The 24503-nt window shown below is 60.1% G+C and carries 20 protein-coding genes; 13 read left to right on the top strand and 7 right to left on the bottom strand.

Translation table 11 applies throughout. The annotated features are described in order from the left end of the window. The first annotated feature begins 152 nt into the window (after positions 1 to 152). Together FH08_RS0103150 and FH08_RS53190 are read left to right on the top strand one after the other, a co-directional pair. Positions 153 to 836 carry an MgtC/SapB family protein gene (locus tag FH08_RS0103150; RefSeq protein ID WP_031356923.1) on the top strand — a complete coding sequence of 228 codons (684 nt, stop codon included), beginning with the start codon at positions 153 to 155 and terminating at the stop codon, positions 834 to 836. Between the two features lie 162 nt (positions 837 to 998). Beyond that, positions 999 to 2432 carry a hypothetical protein gene (locus tag FH08_RS53190; RefSeq protein WP_035565162.1) on the top strand — a complete coding sequence of 478 codons (1434 nt, stop codon included), beginning with the start codon at positions 999 to 1001 and terminating at the stop codon, positions 2430 to 2432. Between the two features lie 67 nt (positions 2433 to 2499). Here FH08_RS53190 and FH08_RS0103140 read toward each other — a convergent pair whose 3' ends face one another. The 3 genes from FH08_RS0103140 to FH08_RS0103130 form a co-directional block, all read right to left on the bottom strand. Further along, entirely contained in the window at positions 2500 to 3387 is an 888-nt protein-coding gene (locus FH08_RS0103140) for a VOC family protein (RefSeq protein WP_031356921.1), read from the bottom strand. A 9-nt stretch (positions 3388 to 3396) separates the two neighbouring features. Next, entirely contained in the window at positions 3397 to 4188 is a 792-nt protein-coding gene (epsC, locus tag FH08_RS0103135) for a serine O-acetyltransferase EpsC (protein ID WP_063771158.1), read from the bottom strand. A gap of 116 nt (positions 4189 to 4304) precedes the next feature. Beyond that, positions 4305 to 5216 (bottom strand): LysR family transcriptional regulator, encoded by a 912-nt coding sequence (locus tag FH08_RS0103130; RefSeq protein ID WP_031356919.1) that lies wholly within the window; start codon positions 5214 to 5216, stop codon positions 4305 to 4307. 178 nt (positions 5217 to 5394) lie between these two features. On the opposite strand from FH08_RS0103130, the gene FH08_RS0103125 reads away from it, so the two are divergent. Genes FH08_RS0103125 through FH08_RS0103115 form a run of 3 tightly spaced genes read left to right on the top strand, consistent with a single transcriptional unit; the run spans position 5395 to position 9199 of the window. Then, positions 5395 to 6264 carry an NAD(P)-dependent oxidoreductase gene (locus tag FH08_RS0103125; RefSeq protein WP_031356918.1) on the top strand — a complete coding sequence of 290 codons (870 nt, stop codon included), beginning with the start codon at positions 5395 to 5397 and terminating at the stop codon, positions 6262 to 6264. Between the two features lie 15 nt (positions 6265 to 6279). After that, the gene (locus FH08_RS0103120; RefSeq protein WP_031356917.1) at positions 6280 to 7791 is read left to right on the top strand and encodes an aldehyde dehydrogenase family protein; all 1512 of its coding nucleotides are present in this window, start codon (positions 6280 to 6282) and stop codon (positions 7789 to 7791) included. Positions 7792 to 7846: 55 nt separating this feature from the next. Further along, a complete protein-coding gene (locus FH08_RS0103115) occupies positions 7847 to 9199 on the top strand; it encodes a DUF3100 domain-containing protein (RefSeq protein ID WP_031356916.1) in 1353 nt (450 codons plus the stop codon). A 117-nt stretch (positions 9200 to 9316) separates the two neighbouring features. Here the strand turns inward: FH08_RS0103115 and FH08_RS0103110 are convergent, their stop codons facing one another. The 3 genes from FH08_RS0103110 to FH08_RS0103100 all read right to left on the bottom strand — a co-directional run bounded on the left by FH08_RS0103110 (position 9317) and on the right by FH08_RS0103100 (position 14445). Next, positions 9317 to 10438 carry a porin gene (locus FH08_RS0103110; RefSeq protein WP_031356915.1) on the bottom strand — a complete coding sequence of 374 codons (1122 nt, stop codon included), beginning with the start codon at positions 10436 to 10438 and terminating at the stop codon, positions 9317 to 9319. Between the two features lie 33 nt (positions 10439 to 10471). Next, a complete protein-coding gene (locus FH08_RS0103105) occupies positions 10472 to 11821 on the bottom strand; it encodes an MFS transporter (protein ID WP_081889338.1) in 1350 nt (449 codons plus the stop codon). Positions 11822 to 12387: 566 nt separating this feature from the next. Further along, positions 12388 to 14445, bottom strand: a complete 2058-nt coding sequence (locus FH08_RS0103100; RefSeq protein WP_152602713.1) for an FUSC family protein — start codon at positions 14443 to 14445, stop codon at positions 12388 to 12390. A 490-nt stretch (positions 14446 to 14935) separates the two neighbouring features. Between FH08_RS0103100 and FH08_RS52910 the strand changes: the two genes are divergently transcribed. The 4 genes from FH08_RS52910 (at position 14936) to FH08_RS0103070 (ending at position 17768) form a co-directional block, all read left to right on the top strand. After that, positions 14936 to 15088: a hypothetical protein gene (locus FH08_RS52910; RefSeq protein WP_200878703.1), complete on the top strand. Its 153-nt coding sequence runs from the start codon at positions 14936 to 14938 to the stop codon at positions 15086 to 15088. Between the two features lie 560 nt (positions 15089 to 15648). Continuing rightward, positions 15649 to 15948, top strand: a complete 300-nt coding sequence (locus FH08_RS52905; RefSeq protein WP_031356912.1) for a hypothetical protein — start codon at positions 15649 to 15651, stop codon at positions 15946 to 15948. A gap of 264 nt (positions 15949 to 16212) precedes the next feature. Next, on the top strand, positions 16213 to 17151 hold the full coding sequence (locus FH08_RS0103075; protein ID WP_051887702.1) for a 3-hydroxyacyl-CoA dehydrogenase family protein: 939 nt from the start codon (positions 16213 to 16215) through the stop codon (positions 17149 to 17151). Further along, positions 17148 to 17768 (top strand): flavin reductase family protein, encoded by a 621-nt coding sequence (locus FH08_RS0103070; protein ID WP_031356910.1) that lies wholly within the window; start codon positions 17148 to 17150, stop codon positions 17766 to 17768. The genes FH08_RS0103075 and FH08_RS0103070 overlap by 4 nt, the downstream gene beginning before the upstream one ends. 70 nt (positions 17769 to 17838) lie before the next feature. On the opposite strand, the gene FH08_RS0103065 is transcribed toward FH08_RS0103070, so the two are convergent. After that, positions 17839 to 19806, bottom strand: coding sequence for a methyl-accepting chemotaxis protein (locus tag FH08_RS0103065; protein WP_031356909.1), 1968 nt, complete (start codon positions 19804 to 19806; stop codon positions 17839 to 17841). A 464-nt stretch (positions 19807 to 20270) separates the two neighbouring features. Between FH08_RS0103065 and FH08_RS0103060 the strand changes: the two genes are divergently transcribed. From FH08_RS0103060 to FH08_RS0103045, 4 genes are all read left to right on the top strand, one after another. Further along, positions 20271 to 21449, top strand: coding sequence for a quaternary amine ABC transporter ATP-binding protein (locus tag FH08_RS0103060; RefSeq protein WP_031356908.1), 1179 nt, complete (start codon positions 20271 to 20273; stop codon positions 21447 to 21449). Next, a complete protein-coding gene (gene choW, locus FH08_RS0103055) occupies positions 21442 to 22344 on the top strand; it encodes a choline ABC transporter permease subunit (protein WP_031356907.1) in 903 nt (300 codons plus the stop codon). Before FH08_RS0103060 ends, choW begins: the two co-directional genes overlap by 8 nt. 70 nt (positions 22345 to 22414) lie before the next feature. Next, positions 22415 to 23419: a GlxA family transcriptional regulator gene (locus FH08_RS0103050; RefSeq protein ID WP_031356906.1), complete on the top strand. Its 1005-nt coding sequence runs from the start codon at positions 22415 to 22417 to the stop codon at positions 23417 to 23419. Positions 23420 to 23565: 146 nt separating this feature from the next. Next, entirely contained in the window at positions 23566 to 24465 is a 900-nt protein-coding gene (locus FH08_RS0103045; RefSeq protein WP_419177980.1) for a choline ABC transporter substrate-binding protein, read from the top strand. Positions 24466 to 24503 lie beyond the last annotated feature (38 nt).

The raw sequence follows: 24503 nt of genomic DNA, 5'->3' as shown, positions 1-24503 counted from the left end.
GTGCGCCACCCGATGCGGGGCACCAAGGATAAATCAAAACACCCGCGCTCCGGCACAACGGTTGTTTATCTGTGCTGCGCCGGGCGGCATCTTTTGCGCGAGCCCCGCGCCATCATCCCATCACACAACACCTATAAGGAGCAAATCCACTCATGTTAAGCAATGTAGAACTCATTTGCCGGCTGGTTCTGGCCGCGGCGCTCGGCAGCGTGATCGGTTTCGAGCGCGAACGGCTGTCATGGGCTGCCGGGCTGCGCACGCATATGCTGGTCTGCGTCGGTTCGACGCTGATCATGATGGTGTCGGCATTCGGTTTCTTCGATGTCCTCGGCCGCGACCACGTCGTGCTCGATCCGTCGCGGATCGCGGCACAGGTCGTGTCAGGAATCGGTTTTCTCGGCGCGGGCTCAATCCTGTTGCGCGGCGAGATCGTCCGCGGCCTCACGACGGCGGCGAGTCTTTGGTCCGTCGCGGCGATCGGGCTTGCGGTCGGCGGCGGCATGTACACGGCGTCCATCGCCGCAACCATTATCATTCTGATCATCCTCGCTGGCATCAAGCCGCTGGAGCGGCGTTTCATTTCCGTGAAGCAGCGTCGACAGTTGACCTTGCTCGTCGATCGCGGGACGCTGAATTTTCATGCGTTGCATGAGGCGCTGGGGGTGGGCAGCGTGCGCGTGAAGCAGTTCGTGGTGCAGCAAAGCGACGATTCCCCCGAGCTCGATGAGGTGCAGATCTCGCTTTCGCGGGTATCGTCGAATGAATACGAGGCGATCTGCACGCGGCTGCGCGCGCTGGAAACCGTGCGGGAATTCAAGGAAGAGGGTGCGGCTTGAGACCGCGCGCGTCCGTAGCCCGGGCGCGCAAGCGTGCGACAATGCGGCCTCGAAAACCCATGCAGCCGTTTTTTTTGTTGCGAGGCGCCGAGCCGGACCGCTTCATCGGGCGTGTTTTTAACCGCCCGGGTCGCGTCTGGCCGCGCTGTCAATCATCGACTTATGCCAGATTCCGCCGTAAATCCCGCTCTGCAGGTTGCTGATGCCGCTGGTTCGCATCGTACCGACGCTGTTTCCGCTTCCACTGGTAAATCTACGTCTGCTGGCCGCCTGGCTGAATCGGATGCCGATGCCAAGCTCGCCCGCGCCGCACGCTCGGCGCAACGTCTCGCGTTGCTGAGCCGGGCGCCCTACGGCGCGCCCACGCTCGATCTGTTCGCCGAAGACGCTGAGCGCGCCACGCTCCAGGCGTTGAATACCGATATCCGTCAATCTTCGTTGCCCGGCTTCGAGTTGCCCGAGGTTTTCATGGCGGCCGTGCCGGGCGAGGACGGATCGTTCGGCGTGGTGCGGGCGTGGCGCAGCGGGCCGTTATCGGAGGACGGGGCGGGCGTGTCGAGCGTTGCTGTGTCGCGCGATGATGCGGCGGCGACGCAAACGGATAGCCAGACGGCCGATGCTGCAACGCTGGAACTCATGTTCGACGATGTTCTCGCTCCTCATGAAGTGGTTGCCGGGCCGGTCCAGCCCGAACCGCTGGACGACGGCGCGCAGGAGGTTCCGGTCGTGACGGCGTTGGGTGAAGGGAACGCGCAGGGTCCGAACAAACGCGCGTCTGCAGCGCGCGCCAGAGGCGCTGCCCGGAATGTGTCGACAACTCAGCCGTCGCCGGCCGCGGCGACGCCAGAAGGTGAGACGGTGAAAGGTAAAGGAGGGCGGACCGATGCCGACACTCAAGTCCTGACCGGTTCACCGGACGCATCGAGCATGCCGAGTACGCCGAACGCATCGAACGCTCCAAGCGCACCGAATGCATCGAGCAAATCGAACGCATCGGGCGCATCGAAGGCCCCAAGCACACCGAACGCCGCTGGCGCCGCTACGAAGCCAGTCACATCCGGGTCCCCGCGCGACGCCGCACGAGCGCCAGCAAGCTCCCATCGCGTTCAGCCGCAATCCCTCGCGGCAGCCTTAATCGACGATGACCGCCGGACGCGCACTAGCGCCTCAAGCGCCCCTCAACCGTCTTCCCGCGAAACGTCAGAACTCGATACCGCCCGCGCGACCGCGTACGCTGACACGATCGACGCGTTGTATGCCGTGATCGCGGACCAGCGCGGCGCGGCGGCGGTCTTGTCGCGGCGGGTGAAAACGGTCTTGATGATCGTGATCTGCGGGTTGATCGTGACGGTTACGGCGGCTGTGGCGCAGGCCATCGCGCTGGCTCGGCTGGCGCGCGAAAACACAGCGCAGCAGCAGCGCATCGAGCAATTGATGCTGACCCAGCAGGCCACGCTGGCGTCTTTCTTCGATACCGACTCCGACACCATCGAGGTTCCGAACCGGGCCAATGCGAACGCATCCGCTGCTAATAGGAGTCAGGACTCCGAGTCGCATAGCCGTGCCGCGAAGCGGGCTCAGAGCAAATCGCATTGATATCGAAACGCGCGTGGACAAAGCGCACCGCAAGCTAAAAGAGGCCTCGTCCGCGCACCGATCCCCATCACTCGACGAATTCGATAATCGTATTACCGGCGGCTTCGGGAGCAACGGCAACGCCGCGAGCCGTTTCGCCATGCACGACGCCGTTTTCCGACAGGATGCGTTCTACAGCGCCCAAGTCGCGAACGCGTATCTGCAGCGCGAATCCGTGGGGCTTGTCCGTGTAGCTCACCGGCAAACCGACGCAAGCAAAACGTTCGAGTGCCTGTGATCGCGTCAAAGCCACTACGCGTCCACAACCCGTGTCAGCTTCAACATGCCCGTCGATCCACGACGTGTTCTCGGCCCCGAACAGCTTCGCCCAACGTGCTTCAAGCACCCCGGGTTCCTCTGCGACATAAATGACTTCATTGACTGCATTCGCGCCGTTCGGATGATCTTGCCAATCCTTCCTCCAGATGAACTCAGGCCGATGTTGTTGGCATAGGAAGTTGGATGCATCGCCCAGATCAGGGTCCATCACCATGCCGAGCGAGACGACCGCTTCATCGGGCGTGCCGTCTGCCTTGATCAGCTTGCGCCGGAAGTCCACGCGCTGCTGTACGGGCAGCCCGGTCGCTTTGACGGCTGCAAAGTCGCCTTCGATATTCTTGCTGTGAAGAGCGAGCAGTCCAAGGCCTTCGGAGCGCTCGAGGAACTGGCCTAGCGTTCGTCCGTAGCAGAAGCCATCGACGGCATTCGTGCCGAACTTCGACGCATCATCGATACCAATCAGTTCGATGAAGTTATTCTCGAACATCATCAGCGTCAGTACCGAACCCCAGGGGTGATAGGAGAGAGGACTGGGCGAGAACCCGAGCTTGATGTAACGCTCGACGGCCGCCGGATGATTCCTGACAGAAACCACCGGATGATCGATACCCAGGCGATGCTGATGCGGCGGAATCATTTGGTTATCCTAGCTATTGGAGGAGGAGGCGGATGGAGCGGTGATCGCGGCATACGTGCCGGAGACTGCCTTGATGATCTTCGCGGGAACGCCTGCTGCCACCATACCCGCGGGAATCGACGTACGCACAACGCTGCCCGCCGCAATCACCGCGCCTTCGCCTATCTCGATGTTGCCAAGAATGATCGCGTGAGCGGCAAGCGTTGCGCCGCGCCGGACCTTCGGGTGCCGGTCTCCGGCTTCGGCAAACGTGCTTCCGAGCGTAACGCCGTGCCACATGCTGACCTCGTCTTCAACGACCGCGGTCTCGCCAATCACAATGCCCATTGCGTGATCGACAAACAGGCCCTTACCGATCCGGGCTGCCGGATGGATGTCGACGTTATAAGACTTCGCGCACCAGTTCTGCAGAAGAACGGCGAACGTCATTTCACCGGCAAGCCAGTGAGCGTGCGCGATGCGATGAGACTGAATGGCGTGAATCCCTCGAAACGATAAAAACGCGGTCAGCGCGTTGGGGCAAGCCGGGTTGGACGAGGCGATCTTGTGAACATCGGCGGCGGCGCTTGCGTCGCTACCGGACTGCTTGATGACAGCGCTGAATTCGCTCGCCATGTCGGGCAGGGTTGCGTCCGAGCGCATCACGTCGGCGGCAAGCAACGCAGCTAACGCCTCTCCGAATGTTTCGTGCTGCAGGACGCAAGCGTCGAAGTAACGCTGCATGGCGGGTCGGGCTTGCGCTTCGTGCTCGGCTTCTGCGCGGATGGTTTGCCAAAGCGTAGCGGGATCGATGTTGATCAAGGTCTGTCTCCTGTCACGACAGTGTCCACCGCGAAAATTGAACGAGTGATGCCCGGCATGGGCAAAATTGTTCTAAAAATTAGATGCTGAGCGATTGGGTTTCACGCGCATCGCGCTTACCGAAACGCCTGCATTTGCGACGTCATCAACTGCAGCATCTTGTTCGATGCAACCGACAACTTCCGTCCCACACGCGTAACAAGATGCGCCTCGGCTTTCATCAGGATCGGATGATCGATCTCGATGGCGAGAAGCGTACCCGCCTCCACTTCCGTGGTCACGGCGAACGCGGGCAGCACAACCAGGCCGAGTCCTGACATCGCGAACTGCTTCAGTAGGCCGATAGAATTCGTCGTGACAACTGGCTCGAGGCGAATCTTCTCCGCAAACTCGACTGCCTGAAGCATCTGGCGAGTGCCATAGGTGGGATGGGTCGCTGCAATCGGGTAGGTGGCCAGCTCTTGCACGCTCATGGATTTCGTTTTGCTCCCGCGCAGGAAGTTCGGTTTGACAATCGCCATCATCGGTTGGCGCTTGATCGCGCGAGAAACAATTTTTGGATCGCCCGGCGGGTTGTAGACCAGCCCGATCTCACCCTCGTCTTCGGAGATCCGCCGCATGACGTCGTTCGTGCTGCCAAGGTCCAGATTGAGCTTGATGCCGGGATATTGCTTGCAGAAATGCTGGATGGGACCGGCAAGGACATCGGAAACAAAACCTTCGCCCAGGATCACGTTGACGTTCCCGGTTCGCAGGCCGCGTAGCTCCTGCAGCCGCGAAATCAGGTCGTCTTTATGCGCGAGTTGTTCGCGGAAATATTCGATCAGGTACTGGCCGGCTTCCGTCGGCTTGACGCCGCGGGCGTGCCGCTCGATCAGCGCAACGTCCAGTTCCGTTTCCAGCAAGCCGATTTGCCGGCTGACCGCGGACGGCGCGACATCGAGCCAGTCAGCGGCGGCGCGGATGGTCCCGCAACGAACGGCTTCGAAAAAATAGACGATTCTGCTTTCAGTCAGGTTGTCGGCCATTGCGCAGGGTTCCCGATGGTTTCAACAGTCGTAGCGTTCTAATAATTAGAACATTCTCAATATTGGCGCTGATTGATTATAGGGGCTCGCCGGTCGAAGATGACAACTCCAAAACACGCTCGTCGACCGGTAGATCCGCTCTATCTGATCGACGGCGTATTCGCTACGGAGTGGATTTATGAAGACGGTCGGGGTCATCGGACTCGGAAACATGGGGCGCGGAATGGCCCTTTCGCTCAAGCGCGGCGGCTACACCGTGCTCGGTTTCGACGCGGCAGAAGGCGTTGCAGGCAAGCTCGACGCAGAGGGCGTGTCTGAGCGCGCGTCCATTGCCGACATCACGCGCGATTCGGACGTCCTCATTCTTTCGCTGCCTACATCGGCGATTGTGGAAGAGGTGGTTCTGGGACCCAACGGCGTAGCGGCAAGCGCCAAACCTGGCCTGATCGTGGTCGATACCACCACGGCCGAGCCCAACAGCACGCGCAAAGTGGCGGCAGCGCTGGCTGAAGTGAACGTGGGATTTGTCGATGGCCCCGTCAGCGGCGGTCCGAAGGGCGCGGCGACCGCGACCATGACCATGGTGTTGGGCGGTTCAGACGGAGACGTCGCGGCTGTCGAGCCGATCCTCGCCGTCATGAGCGCGAAGCGGGTGCATGTGGGGCCTGTCGGTGCGGGACACGTGACGAAGATCATCAACAACCTGCTAACGGGCGTGCACCTGCTTGCAACTAGCGAGGCGGTTCGTGCAGCGAAAGCGGCCGGTGTCGATCCCGAGAAACTGGTTGAAGCGCTCAACGGCGGCTCCGGGCGTAACAGTGCGACGCTCACGAACTACCCCACGTGGATTTTCACCGACAAGTTTGATTCCGGCTTCACGATGAAGCTGATGCGCAAGGACGTACGCCTCGCAATGGACCTGCTGCGCAGCCAGCACATCGACGCACCCATTGCCGAGGAAGCGGGGCGGTTGTGGGCAGAAAGCGCCCAATCGATTAGCGATGCTGAAGACTTCAATCGCATCGTTCAGTTTATCGAACAGAAATAAGACATGGAGCCAGATATGGAAAACAACGCGGCAGAAAACTTGTTGGCCGCCTTTGCGCATTTCTTCCCGAACGCCAGGACGATTGGTTCGTTTGTCGGCGGCGAGTTGGTCGAAGGCACGGGCGAGCTGATCCAGTTATACGACGCAGCGACGGGCAAGCCGAGCCTCGCGTACAAGGACGGCGGCGCGGCAGTGGTTGAACTCGCCGCCGATGCGGCGCAGCGCGCTCAGAAACAATGGTGGGCATTGACGCATGCTGCGCGTGGACGCGTCATGTTCGAGATCGCGCGTGAGTTGCGCAAGGACGCGGAGAGCATTGCCCGTCTCGAGTCACTCGGCTCGGGCAAGCCGATTCGTGACTGCCGCGGCGAAGTGGCGAAAGTCGCCGAGATGTTCGAGTACTACGGCGGCTGGGCGGACAAATTTTACGGCGATGTCATTCCCGTTCCGACCTCGCACCTGAACTACACGCGTCGCGAACCGGCTGGAACGGTCCTGCAGATTACGCCCTGGAACGCACCGGTCTTCACGTGCGGATGGCAGGTCGCACCGGCCATCTCGATGGGCAACGCCGTCTTGCTGAAGCCATCGGAACTGACACCGTTCACGTCGCTGGTAGTGGGACTGCTTGCCGAGAAGGCGGGCGCGCCGAAGGGCCTCATCAACGTCCTTGCAGGCCTTGGCCAGACCGTTGCGCAAGCAGCCATCGCGCATAAGGTCGTGAAGAAGGTCGTGTTCGTCGGCTCTCCTGCAACCGGTGTGCGCATTGCCGAAGCCGCCGCCAAACGCGTGCTTCCTTGCGTGCTGGAACTCGGTGGCAAGTCCGCCAACATCATCTTCGCCGATGCCGATCTCAAGCGCGCCGCACTGACCGCCCAGGCCGCGATCTTCGCTGGTGCGGGCCAGAGTTGCGTCGCGGGTTCGCGCCTGCTCGTGCAGCGTTCGATCTATGACGAGTTCGTCGGCATGATTGCGACGGGTGCAAAAAAGATCAGGGTAGGCACCCCACTCGATGACGCAACCGAAGTCGGTCCCATCAACAATCGCACGCAGTATGACCACATCATGAAGATGATCGCGAGCGGGGTTCAGGCTGGCGCCACGCTCGCGGCCGGATCGGTTGAGAGGTCCTCAGGTGGCTACTTCGTGTCACCCACTGTGTTGTCGAACGTGACGAACGAGATGGACGTAGCGCGTACCGAAATCTTCGGTCCGGTTGTCGCTGCAATTCCCTTCGATACCGAGGAAGAAGCCCTTAACATCGCGAATGACACCGAGTTTGGTTTGGCCGGTGCAGTGTGGACGAACGATGTGGGCCGGGCTCATCGGGTGGCGGGGCAGGTCAACGCGGGAACGTTCTGGGTCAATGGCTATAAGACCATCAACGTAGCGTCCCCGTTCGGCGGTTATGGCTTGAGCGGGTACGGACGATCCAGTGGGGTTGAAGCGTTGTACGAGTACACGCAGACCAAGAGCGTCTGGGTGGAAACCGCTAGAGATCCGGCCACGACGTTCGGCTATTTGTAGAGCAACGTGTCCTCTCGCCGCTAATGAAACGCAAGAGGACAACAGGGAGATAACAATGGACAGTACGTTGGCCGCGCAGCAACGGGGTAGTGGTGGCGGTAGTGGATTAAGGAGCGCAAAGCTGTTTCTTTATGCGGCGATCATCCTGTTGATCGCCGAGTTCATCGGCTCGTTTACGTTCAAGGTCGGGCCGGGGAAAGTCGTCTTGCTGCCGATGATCTGGGCGCTGCTGCTGGGCGCCGCCTTGGGGTTGGCGAGTGAGCGATGGAGCGGCGCTGCCCGGCTTGATGTGAAGACGCAGTTCCTGGCCGCGGCCATCTTGCAGCCTGCGCTTTTGCTGTTCGTCGCCAAGCTGGGACTGTTGGTCGGCGGTGCGTTGCCGAAGCTCGCAGCCGCCGGCTGGGCGTTGGCTTTTCAGGAGTTGGGGCATTTTGTCGGCACGATTCTGCTGGGACTTCCGCTTGCGTTGCTGCTCGGTATCAAAAGGGAAGCGATCGGTGCGACGTTCTCGGTCGGGCGTGAGCCGAGTCTTGCCATCATCGGCGAGAAGTACGGCATGGACTCCCCAGAAGGGCGTGGGGTGCTGGCTGAATACCTCACGGGTACCGTATTCGGCGCAGTTTTTATCGCGATCCTGGCCGGCTTCGTGGCGAGCCTAAATATTTTTCATCCTCTGGCGCTTGCGATGGGTTCAGGCGTGGGCTCGGGCAGCATGATGGCTGCCGCTTCCGGCGCTATCGCCGCGCAGCAGACGCCTGAAATGGCGAAGACGGTCCTCACATTCGCTGCCGCCAGCAACCTCATCACGACGACGATCGGCACGTATTTCACGCTGTTTATTTCGCTGCCGATGGCCGTGTGGGGATATCGCCTGCTCGAGCCTTTGATCGGGCGGACGAGCAAGGCTTCGGATGCATCGGAAGCGATTGAAAAGTCCCGTCCGAAGCTGGGCGACATCGAAACGGCCGCGCCTCAATTGGGCTATCGCGGCAAGCTGCTCGCATGGGGCGTCACTGCCGTGTTCGCGCTGGGCTGTGACTGGATCACCCACGGCACCACGCCACTCATGGGACTTCCGGGCATGCTGATCATGGTGCTCGCAACGATTGTCGGCGATGCCATCTACACGGTGACCGGGCGCAAGATTCCAGCGGTCTGCTGGGTGTCGATCGTTGCGATGTTCATGACCTCGCCGCTGTGCCCCTGGGCATCGCAGATATCGACGTATAGCGCGCAGAACGATTTCCTCGGCATCACAACACCTATGCTGACGTTCGCAGGGTTGTCCATCGCCAAGGATATTCCGGCGTTTCGTCGGCTCGGCTGGCGGATCGTGCTGGTGTCGTTCGTGGCGAATGCCGGGACGTTTCTAGGCGCGACGCTCGTGGCTCAGATTTTCCACGTGTAGGACGATGGTGTTTCGATAGCGCCAGCATTCCTGTGGCGACGCTTCGGTGCGCTTTTTAATCGTCGCCCTCAGCGCCTCAGACCTATCACTATGTTTGAGGATGGGGCTTCGCCCCGACTAAAACTTGTGAGTCACGCCAATACGCAAACCCAGTTGGTTGCCGTTATCGGGTGTGCCTTGCGCGTTTGAGGCAAAAGCGGTTGCCCCTAGATCGGGGGCGCCCACCATGACGCGGGAAAATCCGCTCAGACCGGTGGTCTTGGTGTATCCCGCCAGCGCGTACGCTTCAGTGCGTTTCGAGAGCACATAGAATCCAGACAGGTTGAACTGAAAGGCGTTGCCAGTCAGGTCGCGGCTGACCCGGGTGTAAGCACCGCCAGCGTAAAACCTGGCCGCCGGCGTTGCGTAGTAATCGAGCCCGGCCTCAACCGTGCGCACGACCTGATCCGGCCGTGCTGCGCAGGTGGAAAAACAGAGTGTGTTTGCTGCGGTACCTCGGGTATCCGTATAGGCCAGATGCACCGTCGCAGGACCAAGAACATATTGCCCATCCACGACGGCGACTCCGGTCAGCCGCTTGCCATCTACATCATTGATGCGTAGATAGGTCGCCCCCAAAGCAAGGGGCCCGCTGCTGTAGTTACCGCCGGCGTTGAGTATGCGCATGGCCGCACTATTGCCCGCGATTCCACCGAAGCCATATTGCGCTGCGAAGGTAAATCCGTTCAGACTAGGGGTCTGGTATTTGATGGCGTTATTGACCCGGTCGGCCAGGCGATCCACCCAGTGTGAAAGACCGGTGTAGTCGTTGGCACGGGAGGCTACATTGGCATGGTACGAAGCAAGATCTGCATCAAGCGTGTATTGACGTCCTATGGTTAGCGTTCCTAATCGGTTTTGCAGGCCAAAAAAAATCTGCCGACCGAAGAGCAGGCCACCCTGCGTGCTGGCGCCGTTGTTCAGGGCGAAGCCGCTCTCTGCCGTAAATAGGGTTTTGAGGCCGCCACCCAGATCCTCAGCCCCCCGTATGCCCCATCGATTGCCGTAGAGCGTGCCTGAGTCAACGCGTACTACGCCACTATTTTCGGTACCGGAATGATTGGCATAGTCCACACCTATGTCCAGAGTTCCGTATAACTGGACGCTCGATTGCGCATGGGCCGTGCCGCAAATCAGAACACTGGCTACGCCCGTTGTTAAGAATTTCTTCATTATGCTGGGTTGATTTGCGTGGTTCATGGGGATTACTTGACCCCTGTAAGCCGGGTCTCGTCATGCTTTGATTCGTTCCACTTTCCCGACCAGAACGATGTACGACAGCGCTCCCAGCAGCGCCACGCAGGCCACATACATGATGGCCGGTGCAAAATTGCTGCCGCTAGCCAGGTAGCCGATGGCGAGCGGTGTCGAGACAGCGGCCAGATTGCCGACAAAATTAAATACGCCGCCAGTGAGACCCAACATGTTTTCGGGGGCCAGCGACGTCACCAGTGACCATGTGATGGATGCGAAGCCGTTGCCGAAAAACGCGACGACCATGAAGAAAATGACCCATCCGTTCGAGTCGGTGTAGTTGGCGCCAATGATGCAGGTCGATATCAGCAGGCCGGAGATGATCGGGAGTTTACGGGCAAAGCCGACGCTGGCGCCTTTGCGGATCAGCCAGTCAGAAAACAGACCCGCACTGATGACGCCGCAAAAAGCGGCGAGAAATGGCAGCGAGGTCAGGAATCCTGACTTGATGAAGTCCATGCCGCGATACTTGACCAGATACGTCGGAAACCAGGTGAGGAAGAACCACAGCGTGGAACCGACGGCATACTGGCCGAGATAAATTCCCCACAGCTTGCGCCTGCTCAATACGACTCGAAGCCCTCCCGCGTTGAACCCTGGCGCATGGATTGGATTCTTGTGCCCGAGGTCGACCAGACCGCCGCCCGCGCTGATCAGTTCTATTTCCGCCCGATTGGTGCCTTTGAAGTGCCGTGGTTCCCGATACACCGCATACCAGACTGCGGCCCATACGATGCCCGCCGCGCCAGTGCCGATGAAGACGACGTGCCAGCCGTATCGATGCTGCAACCAGGCCAGCACGGGCGTGAGGAATGCCAGACCGACAAATTGGCCGGACGTATAGATTCCGATTGCCGAGGCGCGTTCGCGTTCGGGGAACCAGGTCGTGACGACGCGGCTGTTGATGGGGTAAGCCGGGGCTTCCAGCGCGCCTACCGCGAGTCGCAAGCCGAATAACCCCGCAACACTGCCGACAAAACCCATGGTCACCGTTGCCAGTGACCAGGAGGCAAGGGCCAGCGCATACAGAAAGCGCGGTGGCACGCGGTCCACTAGCCAGCCGCCGGGGATCTGCATGGCGGCGTAGGTCCAGCCGAAAGCCGAGAAAATCCAGCCTGCCTGGACGGAACTGATGGAGAGTTCGCGCATCAGTTCGGGTGCCACAATCGACAGATTGCTGCGGTCCAGATAGTTAATTACCACGGTGACGAACAATAACATCGCAATCAGCCAGCGCTTGCGGCTTGCTGGCTGGTGGGAAATTCGCGCAGTCTTCTCCCGACCTGGAGCGGATGTATCTTGCTTGTTATCCTGCGTCGTGTCGCTCATTTACGTCTCCTTCTAATTTTTATGTGATTAAGTCAATTAACAGTCGTTAATATTGAGATACGATCGCCCCTGTTCAAACGACGTTTGCGCAATTGAACGATACTTTCATCCTTACGAAGGCAGATTAGATTGCAAAAGCCATGCCGTAATTGCGATGCAATGTTGCACTCTGTCCAATGTCTGTGACGCCCGTGCCATATACGATTGGCGGCAAAGCCGAGATACGCCATTCCGGTGCGCCGAGCTGTGCTTCGCGCCTTGTCTGACTCTTAAGTCGTCGGGTTGATTAAAGTGCATTTCATGCGAACGACTTGAACGCACTTTATTTCAAGTGATTTGATTTGTCGATATAAGGTGCGTAGTGCCGCAATGTGGGAAATTGAGTGATGGCTATCCTGTTAATGCCCCTCCGATTATTTTGAGATAATGCTCCGTGGATTTATTTTGAGATAATGGGCTTGCCTGCTGATAAGGGCGTTGTTGCGTAAATTGGGCGTGAAGACATAGCTTCTCCCGGATCTTAAATTCAAGCGATGCGAATGGGCTGAGACGCGCCAACGCCCCCCTCATGCCTCACCGCGTTTCAGACCGTCGGCGTGTTCGATCAACAACCGGCGCAGCAGCACGACTTGATTAACAGCATCCGCTTCAAGCAACGAGAGACCGTGTTTGGGAAAGACCTCCTGGGTATTGATGCCAGTGCTGCTCCGGTCACTCCCAATCCGCGCCTCGATGCCCTTGCCGACACGCTCGACCCATGCTGCAAGGTCCCGATTCGGCGCGGTGCCCGCACGGCCAAAACGAGCCCGGGTCGCCGTGCCCGCCACACGTCGCAACAGGGCGAGAGCGGTTGAGCCAGTCCGGTCGTCGTTGCTCGTATCGAGCTTTTCCAGCCTTAGTCGAGCCAACACCTCTTCCGCGTTATTGCTCGCCAACCCCGCTGCACGACGTAGCCGTTCCAGTTCGATCTCGCTGTCTTCGCCACGCCGCAGCGACGCGCCAAGATAACCAAGGTTCGCGGACACCGCCTTCGCCAAGCGGTCGCTGAAGCGGCTGGGCTCGCGGCTTGGCCAGAGAAGAAAGGTCGCGAGCAACGCAATCACGCAGCCGAACACATTGTTCTCCAAGCGAGTCACGGCGTAGGCAAGCTCGGCGCCCCCAGGCGCTGCAAAGTCGGCGACCAGCACAAACGCCGGCGTGATGAAGAGCACGAACAAGCTATAGCTGACGGGCCGCAAGGCCATCGTCGCGCAGACCAGCGGGAACACCACCAGCGAGATCGCTATTGGCGAATGAACGACCAGCCCAATGGCCGCCGCCAGCAATCCGCCGACAATGCTCCCCGCCGCACGTTCGATGCTGCGCGGCCAGCTCGTCGCAATCGACGGCTGCAGGATCAGGAGTGTTGCCATCGTTGCCCAATACCCGAAGGGCAGATGCAGCAGCCTGACGGTCAGAAAAGCCGCCGTTGCGGCAACACCGACGCGAGCGGCATGGCGTGCGCCTATCGATTGCGTCGATGCATTCGCCTTCAAGGTTTCCACACCACGCTTCAAGGTCGTGAGCGCAGCGGACCACACGCTTGCGCGTCGCCGAGCCGGGGACTCGAGCTCGCTGAAGTCGACATCGAAACTCAGTGACACGGTCTCGCCCAACGCAATCTCTAGCTGGCGAGCGAGCGCCTGCAACCGGTCGCGCAGCGCCGTGAGCGGCTCCCAGGGCTTATCGGCAATGGAGCGTGCTAGCCGCGCCAGGACTTCGGCGAACGCCTCGAGCACGCGCACCGCGCGCGGCAGGTTGGGCAGGCGATGGTGGCCGCGCTCGCAGGCATCGGTGACAGCGATCAGGTACGCGAAAATCCGCTCGCTGTCGGCGAGCGCGAGCATCAGCATGTCGTACGTGTCCTGCCGATCCGTCTTCGATGACGGCACGCGGGCGAGCGCCTTGCGCGCCAATTCGATGTCACTGCGCGCCTTGCCCCGAAAGCGCGAAGCGTGCGAGGCCCATTCGCCGAAGCCCGCGCTGTCTCGCTTGAGCAGCCGTGCGCCGTCGCTCGCGATGGCCGCGAGGCTCGCATACGCCGATCGCATGGCCGTGCGGCTTGCGCCGAACGGGTGAATCCGCCACACGGTGAAGCTGAGCGCCGTCGCGAACAGGCAGCCCACGAAGTAGAGCGCGAGGAAACGCAATTCCCCGCGCGATCCATGGATGGGTTTGTCCACCATCACCACGCAGGCGGTGGCAGCAAGAATGGCGACCTGGGCGGACGCCGCGCCCCACGCGCGCGCGAGCGCGCCGAGAGATGAAAACACCAACACGGCGACGGCCGCGGCCACGATGCCCACGCCGGACGCATACGCGGTCAGTCCGCCACAAATGGTCGACAGCACTGCGAAGCCCGCCATGGACGCGAATCGCATGCGGTTTGAGCTGGCGGCATCGGCGAGACAGGTCCAGAACGCGCCGATGGCGGCCCACGAGAACTCGGGCATGTGCAACAGGTTGCCGAGAAGCAGCATGGCAGTCGATGCGAACGCGGCCCGCAGCCCTTCGGACAAGTCAGCCTGGCTCAACGCGAACGAAACCATCCAGACGGGCCGATGGCGCGTAATGGAATCGAGCATTCGGGAGAACGCTTTAGTGCGGCGGCTTGCCGCTTGTCGTGACTGCCGGTGAAAGTTGCGAAGGCGGAACATGGCCTGGCTTATCAAGTGGTGGATGCCGGTAATCGGGTGGCTACAGCATGACGTGCGTGATCGCTGCTATCCGATCGAGCGTCCTGGACGCTGGTTCGGTGGTGCGAGGTGGTTGCGGGCTAATTTTCGAAGCACAAAAATCGGATCCAAAAAAGTTGATGTGAATCCAGCCAAAAATGTCGGATGCCCGATGTTTTTCGGGCTCACAGTTTCTCACTGTGTTCCGGATAGCGCCGCGGAGCTCGTAATCCTGTAATTCCTACTGATTTCAGACGGATCAATGACCTTCGCATGTGGCAGAAACGCAATTATGTAGAAAAACTACACAAGAAATGTTGCATTGCACTAGGAATCAGCTAGTGAAAACCCTATAATGGCTTCTAAGGGATAACCCTTGACCACCTACCTGGAGTTTGACATGAGCTACCTCTTCGCATTGCTGCAAAAATTCGCATCGTTGTTTGAATCGCCGCATCTTCCGCTGGATTCAGACTACTCGTACCAAGCGCGTCAACAAGAAGCAGAGCGCATTCGCAAGTCGCGCGGCACGATCATGGGCATTCGTCTGTGAGCTGTAAGGAAGGCAGGCTGGACTGTTGGAAAAACTGAAGTGTTGTCGGTTTGTGCTTGACAAGGTTTTTTCGTAGTGCGGTCCGTCTGCTTTCGTTGTTGTGGATTATGTAGTTTTTCTAGCTTGATAGTTTCACCGATCGCCATATTTGTCCTTACGGACTGCACGGCCATCAGGTCGCTTTTGCGCGACATTCCTGTCCGCGCCGCTCGGCGCATGCCTCCCAGATCACCTCCCCGTTTTGCTCTCCCGGCGCTCGCCTCGGCCAATTCTCGATCTCATATTTTCATTGCTTACACGCCGCTGGGCGAAATAGTGCCAGCTTGCTACGTCAGACAGGCGTAAAGGCGAATGAAATCAGCGGTTTGCAAAAATCCGATGCCGCTGGGACGCGCTGAAAGCGATGATACGAACACTTACAACCGCTCACGTCGTGCAACCTTACGCCCCGCTAAAGTGGTTTCAACGACGCGGCGCCTGACGGCACATCAAGCAACGGCATTTCGTTCCGGCCGACCGCGCGTTCTGAAACAAAATCAAGCTGAAAAGGGAGAATAGTCATGAACACTTCACGCTCAATCCTGGCTGCGCTGCTGACTGGTGGCGCGCTCTTGACCGCAACAACCGCGTTCGCGCAAGTCGATAACGGGATGATCCACGGACCCGTGCCCGAGCAAGCTTATGCGCAACCGCACATGGTGCAGGCCGCCGTGGTGATCAACCTCGGCTGGCATGGCGACCGCTATTGGGACGGCCACCGCTACTGGCAGCGCGACGAATGGATGCGTCACCACCCGCATGATCATGGTCCGTCGCACGCGTATCACCACGATGACCACGGTCCGGATCACCACGGCTAATCGCCGGTCACAGGGCCTCGTCGTAAAAACCGGCTTCCCGCAAGGGAAGCCGGTTTTTTTTGCTCAGTGCTTTCGACGGAGCGCGCCGGGCGATCAGCTTCAAATCAAAGGCCAATAGGCCATTTGCTGCACCGCGCGATTGAAGGCGCTGCGCTATCCTTGGTGGCGGCCTTGAGAGCCGCATCGGACGGCTTCGATGTGTCCCGCAAGGACCCGAACAGGCTGTCGAACCGAAGCTCGGAATTTAAGCATTGCGGGGAAAATTTGAATCAGATCACTATCGGCGTGGTGGGCAGCGGCTTGATGGGCGTCGGCATTGCGACGCAAGCGGCGCTGCATGGCTATCCGACCATCGTTCACGACATAGACACCGCGCGGCTGGCATCGGTGCATGGCAAAGCAGAAGCGATCCTCGACGAATTGATCGACGCCTGCGTCTTCAATGCGGACGATAAACAGGGCGTACTCGCGCGTATTGAAACTACAGACCGACTCGAGCGCGTGGCCACGGCGGGTTTCATCGTGGAAGCCATTCCGGAAGTGCTCGAACTGAAGAACCGTACCTACCGGGCGCTTGAACCGCTGTTGCACAAGGACGCTATTTTCGCGAGCAACACGAGCGGCTTTCCGCCGGATCTGCTCGCGCAAGTGCTGCAAAACAAGGCGCGTTTTGTGATCGCGCATTTCTGGAATCCGCCGCACACCATTCCGCTGGTTGAGGTCGTTCCGGGTACTGAAACCGATCCGGATGTCACGCGCCGCACGGCTGAACTGATGACGGCGATTGGCATGGAACCGGTTGTGCTGACGAAGGCGATTCCAGGTTTTGTCGGTAACCGGCTGCAGTTCGCCGTGTTGCGCGAAGCGCTCGCCATTGTGCGTTCGGGCGCAGCGACGCCCGAGGTAGTCGACACGGTGATGAAGGCGTCACTCGGGCGGCGCTATGGCATGGTCGGGCCGTTGGAAAGCGCGGATCTTGGCGGGCTGGATACGTTGCTGGATATCGGCTCGCACCTGATGCCGGAGCTCGCCAAGGACGAAGACGTGTTGCAACTGATGCGTGACCATGTGCAGAAAGGGCGGGTGGGCGTGCGCAGCGGGCAAGGGTTTTACGAATGGGACAGCGCGCACCATTCGCGAGTCAAACAAGGGCGCAAGCGCCTGATTCACCACACTGCAAAGAAGACTGGACAGCACTCATGAGCGACAGCAACGCAGACCATTTCTACCATCCCGACGAGGGCCACCGGTTACGCCACGATCCGTTCAAGGCGATCGTCGCGCCGCGGGTGATCGGCTGGATTTCGAGCTGCGATCCGGACGGCCACGTGAACCTCGCGCCGTACAGTTTTTTCGGTGCGTTCGCTTCGTTCCCGCACATCATCGGATTCTCGAGCGAGGGCTTCAAGGACAGCATCGCGAATATCGAAACGACCGGTGAATTCGTGTGGAATCTGGCGAGCAAGCCGCTTGCCGAGAAGATGAACCGGACGTCCGCGACCGTACCCCACGAAATCGATGAATTCGAGCTGGCGGGACTCACCAAAGCGTCTGGCGTGAACGTGGCCGTGCCGCATGTGGCGGAATCGCCGGCCGCGCTCGAATGCAAGTTGTTGCAGATCGTGCGGCTGAAATCGCTGGACGGAACCCCGATGAACAACTGGCTTGCGCTTGGGCAAGTGGTTGGCGTGCATATCCGGCGGGAGTTCCTGAAGGACGGTCTCTTCGATACAGCCGCCGCGCAGCCCATCATGCGTGCGGGGTATCGCGGGGACTACGCCGGTATCGGCGAAATGTTCGAGATGATCAGGCCGGGTTAGTGATCGTCCGAGGCGCGGCGTTGATTCCGAGCGAGGCCGTCTGGATCATCCGCCGCGCCCCCGCCCGAGATCAAAGCCGGAACACGCTCACCGCACGGCTCAACTGTTCGGCTTGCTCAAGCAAGCCGGCGGTCGATTGTTCAGCTTCTCCCACCAGCGCCGCATTCTGCTGAGTCGCTTCGCCGATCTGCGCCACGGCAAGGTTCACCTGCTCGATGCCGCTCGATTGTTCACGCGACGCCACGCTGATCTCGCCAATGATCGCGTTCACCCGCGCGACGCGCTCCACGATCCCGTTCATCGTGCCGCGGGCTTCTTCGGCGATCCGGTAACCATCGGCGACCCGGCCGACCGATACCGCGATCAGCGCCTCGATCTCCTTCACTGCCGCGGCGCTGCGCTGAGCCAGTGCGCGCACTTCCGACGCCACCACAGCAAAGCCCCTGCCATGCTCGCCGGCTCGCGCGGCTTCCACGGCCGCGTTCAATGCGAGGATGTTGGTCTGGAACGCGATGCTTTCGATCACCGACGTGATGTCTGAAATCTTGCGCGCAGACGCGTCAATTTCGCCCATTGTTGCAACGACCCGGCCGACCGCTTCGCCACCGGCGCGCGCTGCATCGGACGCCGATGCCACGAGCTGATCCGCCTGCGCCGTGTTGGCCGCGTTTTGTTGCACGGTGGACGTGATCTGCTCCATGCTCGCCGCCGTTTCTTCGAGACTGCTGGCTTGAGTCGCGATGCGCAGCGAGATGTCGCTGCTGCCCGCCGCCATCCGTCCTGTGCCGTCCGACATATCCGCCGACGCGCTGCGCACCTGCGTCACGATGCGCGCCAGCCCGGTCGCAATCCCATCGATGGCAATCATCAGCCGGCCGATATCGTCCTCCCGAGTGGTCGCGAGCCGCACGCTCAGATCGCCTGCCGCGATGCGTTCGGAGGCTTGCGTCAGGTCCGCGAGCGGCCGGCCCACCAGCCTGGCGACCGCGATGAGCAGCACGGCCACGAACGCGGCGATCACGATCAGCCCGATCAGCAGGAAGCGGTTGCGCGTGGCGCGCACGCCCGCGAGCAATTCGTCCCGATACGCAATTCCGCCAATCAGCCATTGCCATTCCGGCACCGTGCGAAACACGATCTCCTTCGCTCCGCCGTGCACCTTGGGATCGGCGGCGTCGGGAATCTCGGGGGCATCGAAGGAAAGACGGCCTTCTTTCGCGTCGAGCATCTGCTTGAACGGAGCGATGCGTTCATCGGCGAGCGGGGCGGTCGTACCGCCCAATCCCGGATGCACGAGGAACTTGCCGCGATTCGGCCCGTTCGAGGCATCGATGACGAAGAAGTAACCGTTCTGGCCGATCGTCAGGTCGCGGATGTTCTGCTGCAACGTTGCAACTTCCGGCGTGACGTCCACGCCGACAAACAATGCGCCGATCACGCGCCCCGACGAATCGGTGACGGGCTTGTACTCGGTGATGTACTGCTTGCCGAAGAGCGTTGCCATGCCGATAAAGCGTTTTCCGGCCAGCATAAGCGTGTACGCCGGGCCTTTCCGGTCGAGCAGCGTACCGATCGCGCGTGCGCCGTCCTGCTTTTTCAGCGATGTCGTCACGCGCACGAAATCGTCGCCGGTGCGCGCAAACACGGTCGCGATTGCGCCGCTGCGTTCGAGGAACTGGTCGGGAATCGAGAAATCGAGGTTCATCGGCTTGTCGCCGGCCTTGAATGTGGGTGTTGCCAAGCCACCGATATCCACCTTCTGCGTTTCATCGAGCGCGAACTCCGTGGGCAGGAAGCTCGAAAACAGCGTCATGTAGCGCTCGACTTCGGCGCTGACGGCCTTGTCGTAGAGACGGATCATCGTGCCGATCGCGCGGTTGTCGTCGTCCATGCGTTCGAGCGCCTGCGCGTCGATTTGCTGACCGGCCAGATGCGTGACCGCGATGGTAAACCCGGCTACGACCGTGGCCGCGAGTGCACAAGCGAGGATGGCGAATTTCGCGCCGACACTTGCCCGGCGGATGTTGAATAGAGACATGGATGAACCGGATAAGCGAAATGGTGGGAATATGAATGGTTAACGGCGTCGGCTCGTGGTTCTTGACCGCCCCGGTTCCACCGGGTCCTGTTCACAAGCGCTGCAAAGCAGCCAAATCCCGACATCGTCCATCCGGCCACATTCCTGGAATATGATGAGCCGGACGGAAAAAGCCTCCGCAACCCGGACGACACACCGTCCAAAACTCAAATAAGCCCCAAAAAACTTTACGAATCGACGGTCCACTTGCTCTGGCGCGACATGTAAAAAAACGCCAAAATTGGCTCCACACTCCCCGCAAAGCCATGCCCTACAAGGCTCCGGCTTTCCATCTGCCAAAAATGGCAAATCGGAGTGTCGTATTTCCACATGTGACTGTCGGAAATAGTCGGCAACCCGCACTTTTTTCTGGCAACTATGTATGCAGAGCGCGGACGCACGTCCGCCAACCAGGAGAGCGTTCGATGAATTCCCACAAGGTCGTGGTCGAAAACCTGTGCAAGGTGTTCGGCACGAGCCCGAAGCAGGCGATCGACATGCTTGCCGGCGGCGCAACGAAGGAAGAAGTTTTCGCCCGCACCGGACAGATTGTCGGCGTCCACAACGTGTCCTTCGAAGTGAAGGAAGGCGAGATTTTCGTGCTGATGGGCTTGTCGGGTTCAGGCAAATCGACACTGATCCGCCTCATCAACCGGCTGGTCGAACCGACCGCCGGCAAGGTGCTGATCGATGGCCGCGATGTGGCGTCCGTGCCGCGTTCCGAACTCACGTCGCTGCGCCGCAAGGACATGAGCATGGTGTTCCAGTCGTTCGCGCTGATGCCGCAACGCACGGTGTTGTCGAATGCCGCGTTCGGGCTCGAAGTAGCGGGCATCGGGCGCAAGGAACGCGAGAAACGCGCGATGGCCGTGCTGGAGCAAGTGGGTCTTGCGCCGTTCGCGCAGAAGCTGCCGGCGCAGTTGTCGGGCGGCATGCAGCAGCGCGTGGGCCTGGCGCGGGCGCTGGCCGTGAATCCATCGCTGATGATCATGGACGAGGCGTTCTCCGCGCTTGACCCGCTCAAACGCAAGGAAATGCAGAACGTGCTGCTTGATCTGCAACGCGAACAGCAGCGCACGATCATGTTCGTGTCGCACGATCTGGAGGAAGCGCTGCGCATTGGTACGCGTATCGCGATCATGGAAGGCGGCAAGGTGGTGCAGATCGGCACGCCGCAGGAAATCATCTCGAACCCCGCCGATGACTACGTGCGGGCGTTCTTCGAAGGAATCGACACCAGCCGTTACCTGACCGCCGGCGACCTGATGCAGACGGACGTGGTGCCGTTGATGAAGCACGGTTCGCAGATCGACGCATCGAGCGTCTCGCAGGCGCTCAACGGCAGCGCCGACTACGCGTTCGTGATGGACCATGAGCGCAAGATTCGCGGTTTCGTGTGCCGCGATGCGATCGGGCAGGCGTCCCCGGAAATCAATCTTATCGAATGTATCCAGCGCACCACGCCGCTTGACGTTGTCGTCAGCCGGGTGGTCAACAGCCGCGCGCCGTTGCCGGTGGTCGAGGCGGACGGATCGTATTGTGGTTCGGTCAACAAGACGAATGTTCTCAAGGCTCTGACTCGGCATCGAGGTTCCCATGTCTGAAATTATCCCGCTCGGTACGTGGGTCGATCACGGTGTCAAATACCTGCTCGACCACGATGCAAACACCTTCGACGCAATCGGTAGAGTCATCGAGAGCTTCGCGGCGCTGATCGAACACGGCCTGCAGTCCATTCCGATGTGGCTGATGATGGCGATCTTCGTCGGCATCGGCTTGTGGCGCGTCGGCTGGCGGTTTGCGCTATTCACGTTGCTGTCGTTGCTGCTGATCTATGCCACGGGCTTCTGGGACGAGATGGTGATCACGCTCGGCCTCACGCTGTCCGCCACCCTGATCAGTTTGCTGCTCGGCATTCCGCTCGGCATCTGGACGGCGAAGAGCAAGACCATCGAGACGATCGTGCGTCCGGTGCTCGACCTGATGCAGACCATGCCCGCGTTCGTGTACCTGATTCCGGCTGCCATGCTGTTCGGTCTTGGCCGCGTCCCGGGGATCCTGTCGACGGTTATCTTCGCCATGCCGCCTGCTGTGCGCCTGACGTCGCTGGGTATCAAGCATGTGAATCGGGAGATCGTGGAGGCGGGTCAGGCATTCGGCTGCACGCCGTGGCAATTGCTTTACAAGGTGCAGTTTCCGAACGCGTTGCCGTCCATCATGACCGGCGTCAACCAGACCATCATGATGGCGCTGTCGATGGTGATCATCGCTTCGATGGTCGGCGCCGGCGGTCTGGGCAACGACGTGCTGGCGAGTATTCAGCGGCTGGATATCGGGCTGGGGTTTGAGAGCGGTTTGTCGGTGGTGCTGCTCGCGATCATTCTTGACCGTATTACGGAAAGCTTTGGCCGGTCGCCGGGTATGGCGCGGGCACCGTTGTTGTCGGGACTTCGCAGCGTGATGCGCGTGCGCCGCGCACCGGCTGCGCAGCAAAGCTGAGCAGGAAAATAAGCAATCAGGCAGCGAAGTCGAAATAAAGCCAGGCCAGGGCCCTAAGGATAAAAACCCGATGAAACGCGACGCGATGGTGCCGGACAGGATTCACCCTCCTGAGAATTCACCGTTATCGAAGCTTGCGCACTTCGGGTTCCTGACGCTGCCTAATTTTTCGATGATCGCGTTCACCAGCGCGATCGAAGTGTTGCGCATGGCGAACTACGTCGGCCGGGCCGAGCACTACACGTGGTCGGTGATCACCCCGGACGGCGAACCGGCGCGCGCGAGCAACGGCATTACCGTGAAGCCGACGAAAACACTGGCTGAAGCGGGCATGCCCGACGTGCTGATCGTCTGCGCGGGCTGGCATGTGCGTGATTACGTGGATGACAGGGTGATTGCGTTGCTTCAGCACGTCGCGGCGCAAGGTGTGCCGCTTGGCGGCGTGTGCACGGGCGCGTATGCGTTGCTCGCGGCGAACTTGCTGGATGGGTATCGATGCACGGTGCACTGGGAGGACATGTCGCCGTTGCACAAGCGTTTCCCCGACGTGCGATTCGCCGATGAACTCTTTGTGATCGACCGCGATCGCGTGACCTGCACGGGCGGGACCGCGCCGCTTGACCTGATGCTGAACCTGGTTGGCCAGCGGCTTGGGCAGGCCCATGCGGCGCAGGTGTCCGAGCAATTCATCGTGGAGCGGATTCGCGGCACGACCGATTACCAGCACATTCCTGTTGATGCGCGTGTGGGTTTTTCGAGGGCTGAGTTGATCGAGGTGGTGCGGTTGATGGAGGCGAACATTGAAGAGCCGTTGTCGCTTGAAGAGCTCGCGCGGCTGGTGAAGCTTTCGCAGCGCCACTTGCAGCGCATGTTCAAGATGTTCCTGAGTGTTTCGCCGACGCATTATTACCTCACGCTGCGGCTGCGGCGAGCGCGTGAGTTGCTGCGTAATACCGATGCATCGATCTCACGTGTGACGGCCGTGTGCGGCTTTCATTCGCCGTGTCACTTTAGCAAGGCATACCGCGCGCAGTTTGGCCACGCGCCGAGTATTGAGCGCAGGCAGTCGGCTTAGTGATCTTTTAGTGATCCATTTTTAGACGTGGTGCGCTCATTGGGGCGCGGCATCGTCGTGTCTGGTGGTTTCCAAAATAGGGAGAAAACATGAAACTTCACGGAATCGCGTCATCGTGCGCGCTGGCTGTCTTGCTGAATCTCACGATGTCCGGCGGCGCGTTTGCGGCTGATCCGGCCACGTGCCAGAACGTCCGTTTCGCCGATGTGGGCTGGACCGATATTGCCGCGACCACGGGTCTGGCGACCACCGTGCTGCAGGGCCTCGGATACAAGCCGACGAAGACCATCGCCTCGGTGCCCATCACGTTTGCCGGTATCAAGAACAAGCAGATCGACGTATTCCTGGGTTACTGGTCGCCGACGATGGACCCCATTGTCGATCCGTTCCAGAAGGCGGGCCAAGTCAAGGTATTGCCGGCGCCTAACCTGACGGGCGCGAAATACACGTTGGCGGTGCCGGACTACGCGTATAACGGCGGCCTGAAATCATTCGCCGATATTGCCAAGAACTACGACAAGCTTGACGGCAAGATCTACGGCATCGAGCCGGGTAATGACGGTAACGCGTTGATCAAGAAGATGATCGATTCAAATCAGTATGGGCTTGGCAAGTTCAAGATGGTCGAGTCGAGCGAGGCCGGCATGCTGGTGGAAGTGGGCCGTGCGATTCGCGAGAAGAAGTGGATTGTGTTCCTGGGTTGGGAACCGCATCCGATGAACGTGACAATGAAAATTGACTACCTGAGTGGCGGCGACGATGTGTTCGGGCCGAACTATGGTGAGGCCAAGGTGCTGACGGTAACGCCGCCGGATTATGCTGCGCGCTGCCCCAATGTGGCGAAGCTGGTCGATAACCTGCGGTTTTCGACGGACATCGAGAATCACGTGATGACGCCGATCATGAACAAGACCGATCCGAATGTCGCTGCGAAGCAGTGGCTGAAGGCGAATCCGGCCGTGCTGGATAAGTGGCTGGCGGGGGTGAAGACGTTTGACGGCAAGGATGGGTTGCCGGCTGTGAAGGCGTATGTAGCGGCGCAGTAAAGTTTGTTCGCGCCGGTGGACCAAAAGGGGTCTGCCGG

It is taken from the genome of Caballeronia sordidicola (assembly GCF_000729995.1).
Classification (GTDB): domain Bacteria; phylum Pseudomonadota; class Gammaproteobacteria; order Burkholderiales; family Burkholderiaceae; genus Caballeronia; species Caballeronia sordidicola_A.
Note: the sequence above shows the minus strand (reverse complement) of the source record. Positions and strands in the feature narration are given on the sequence as shown.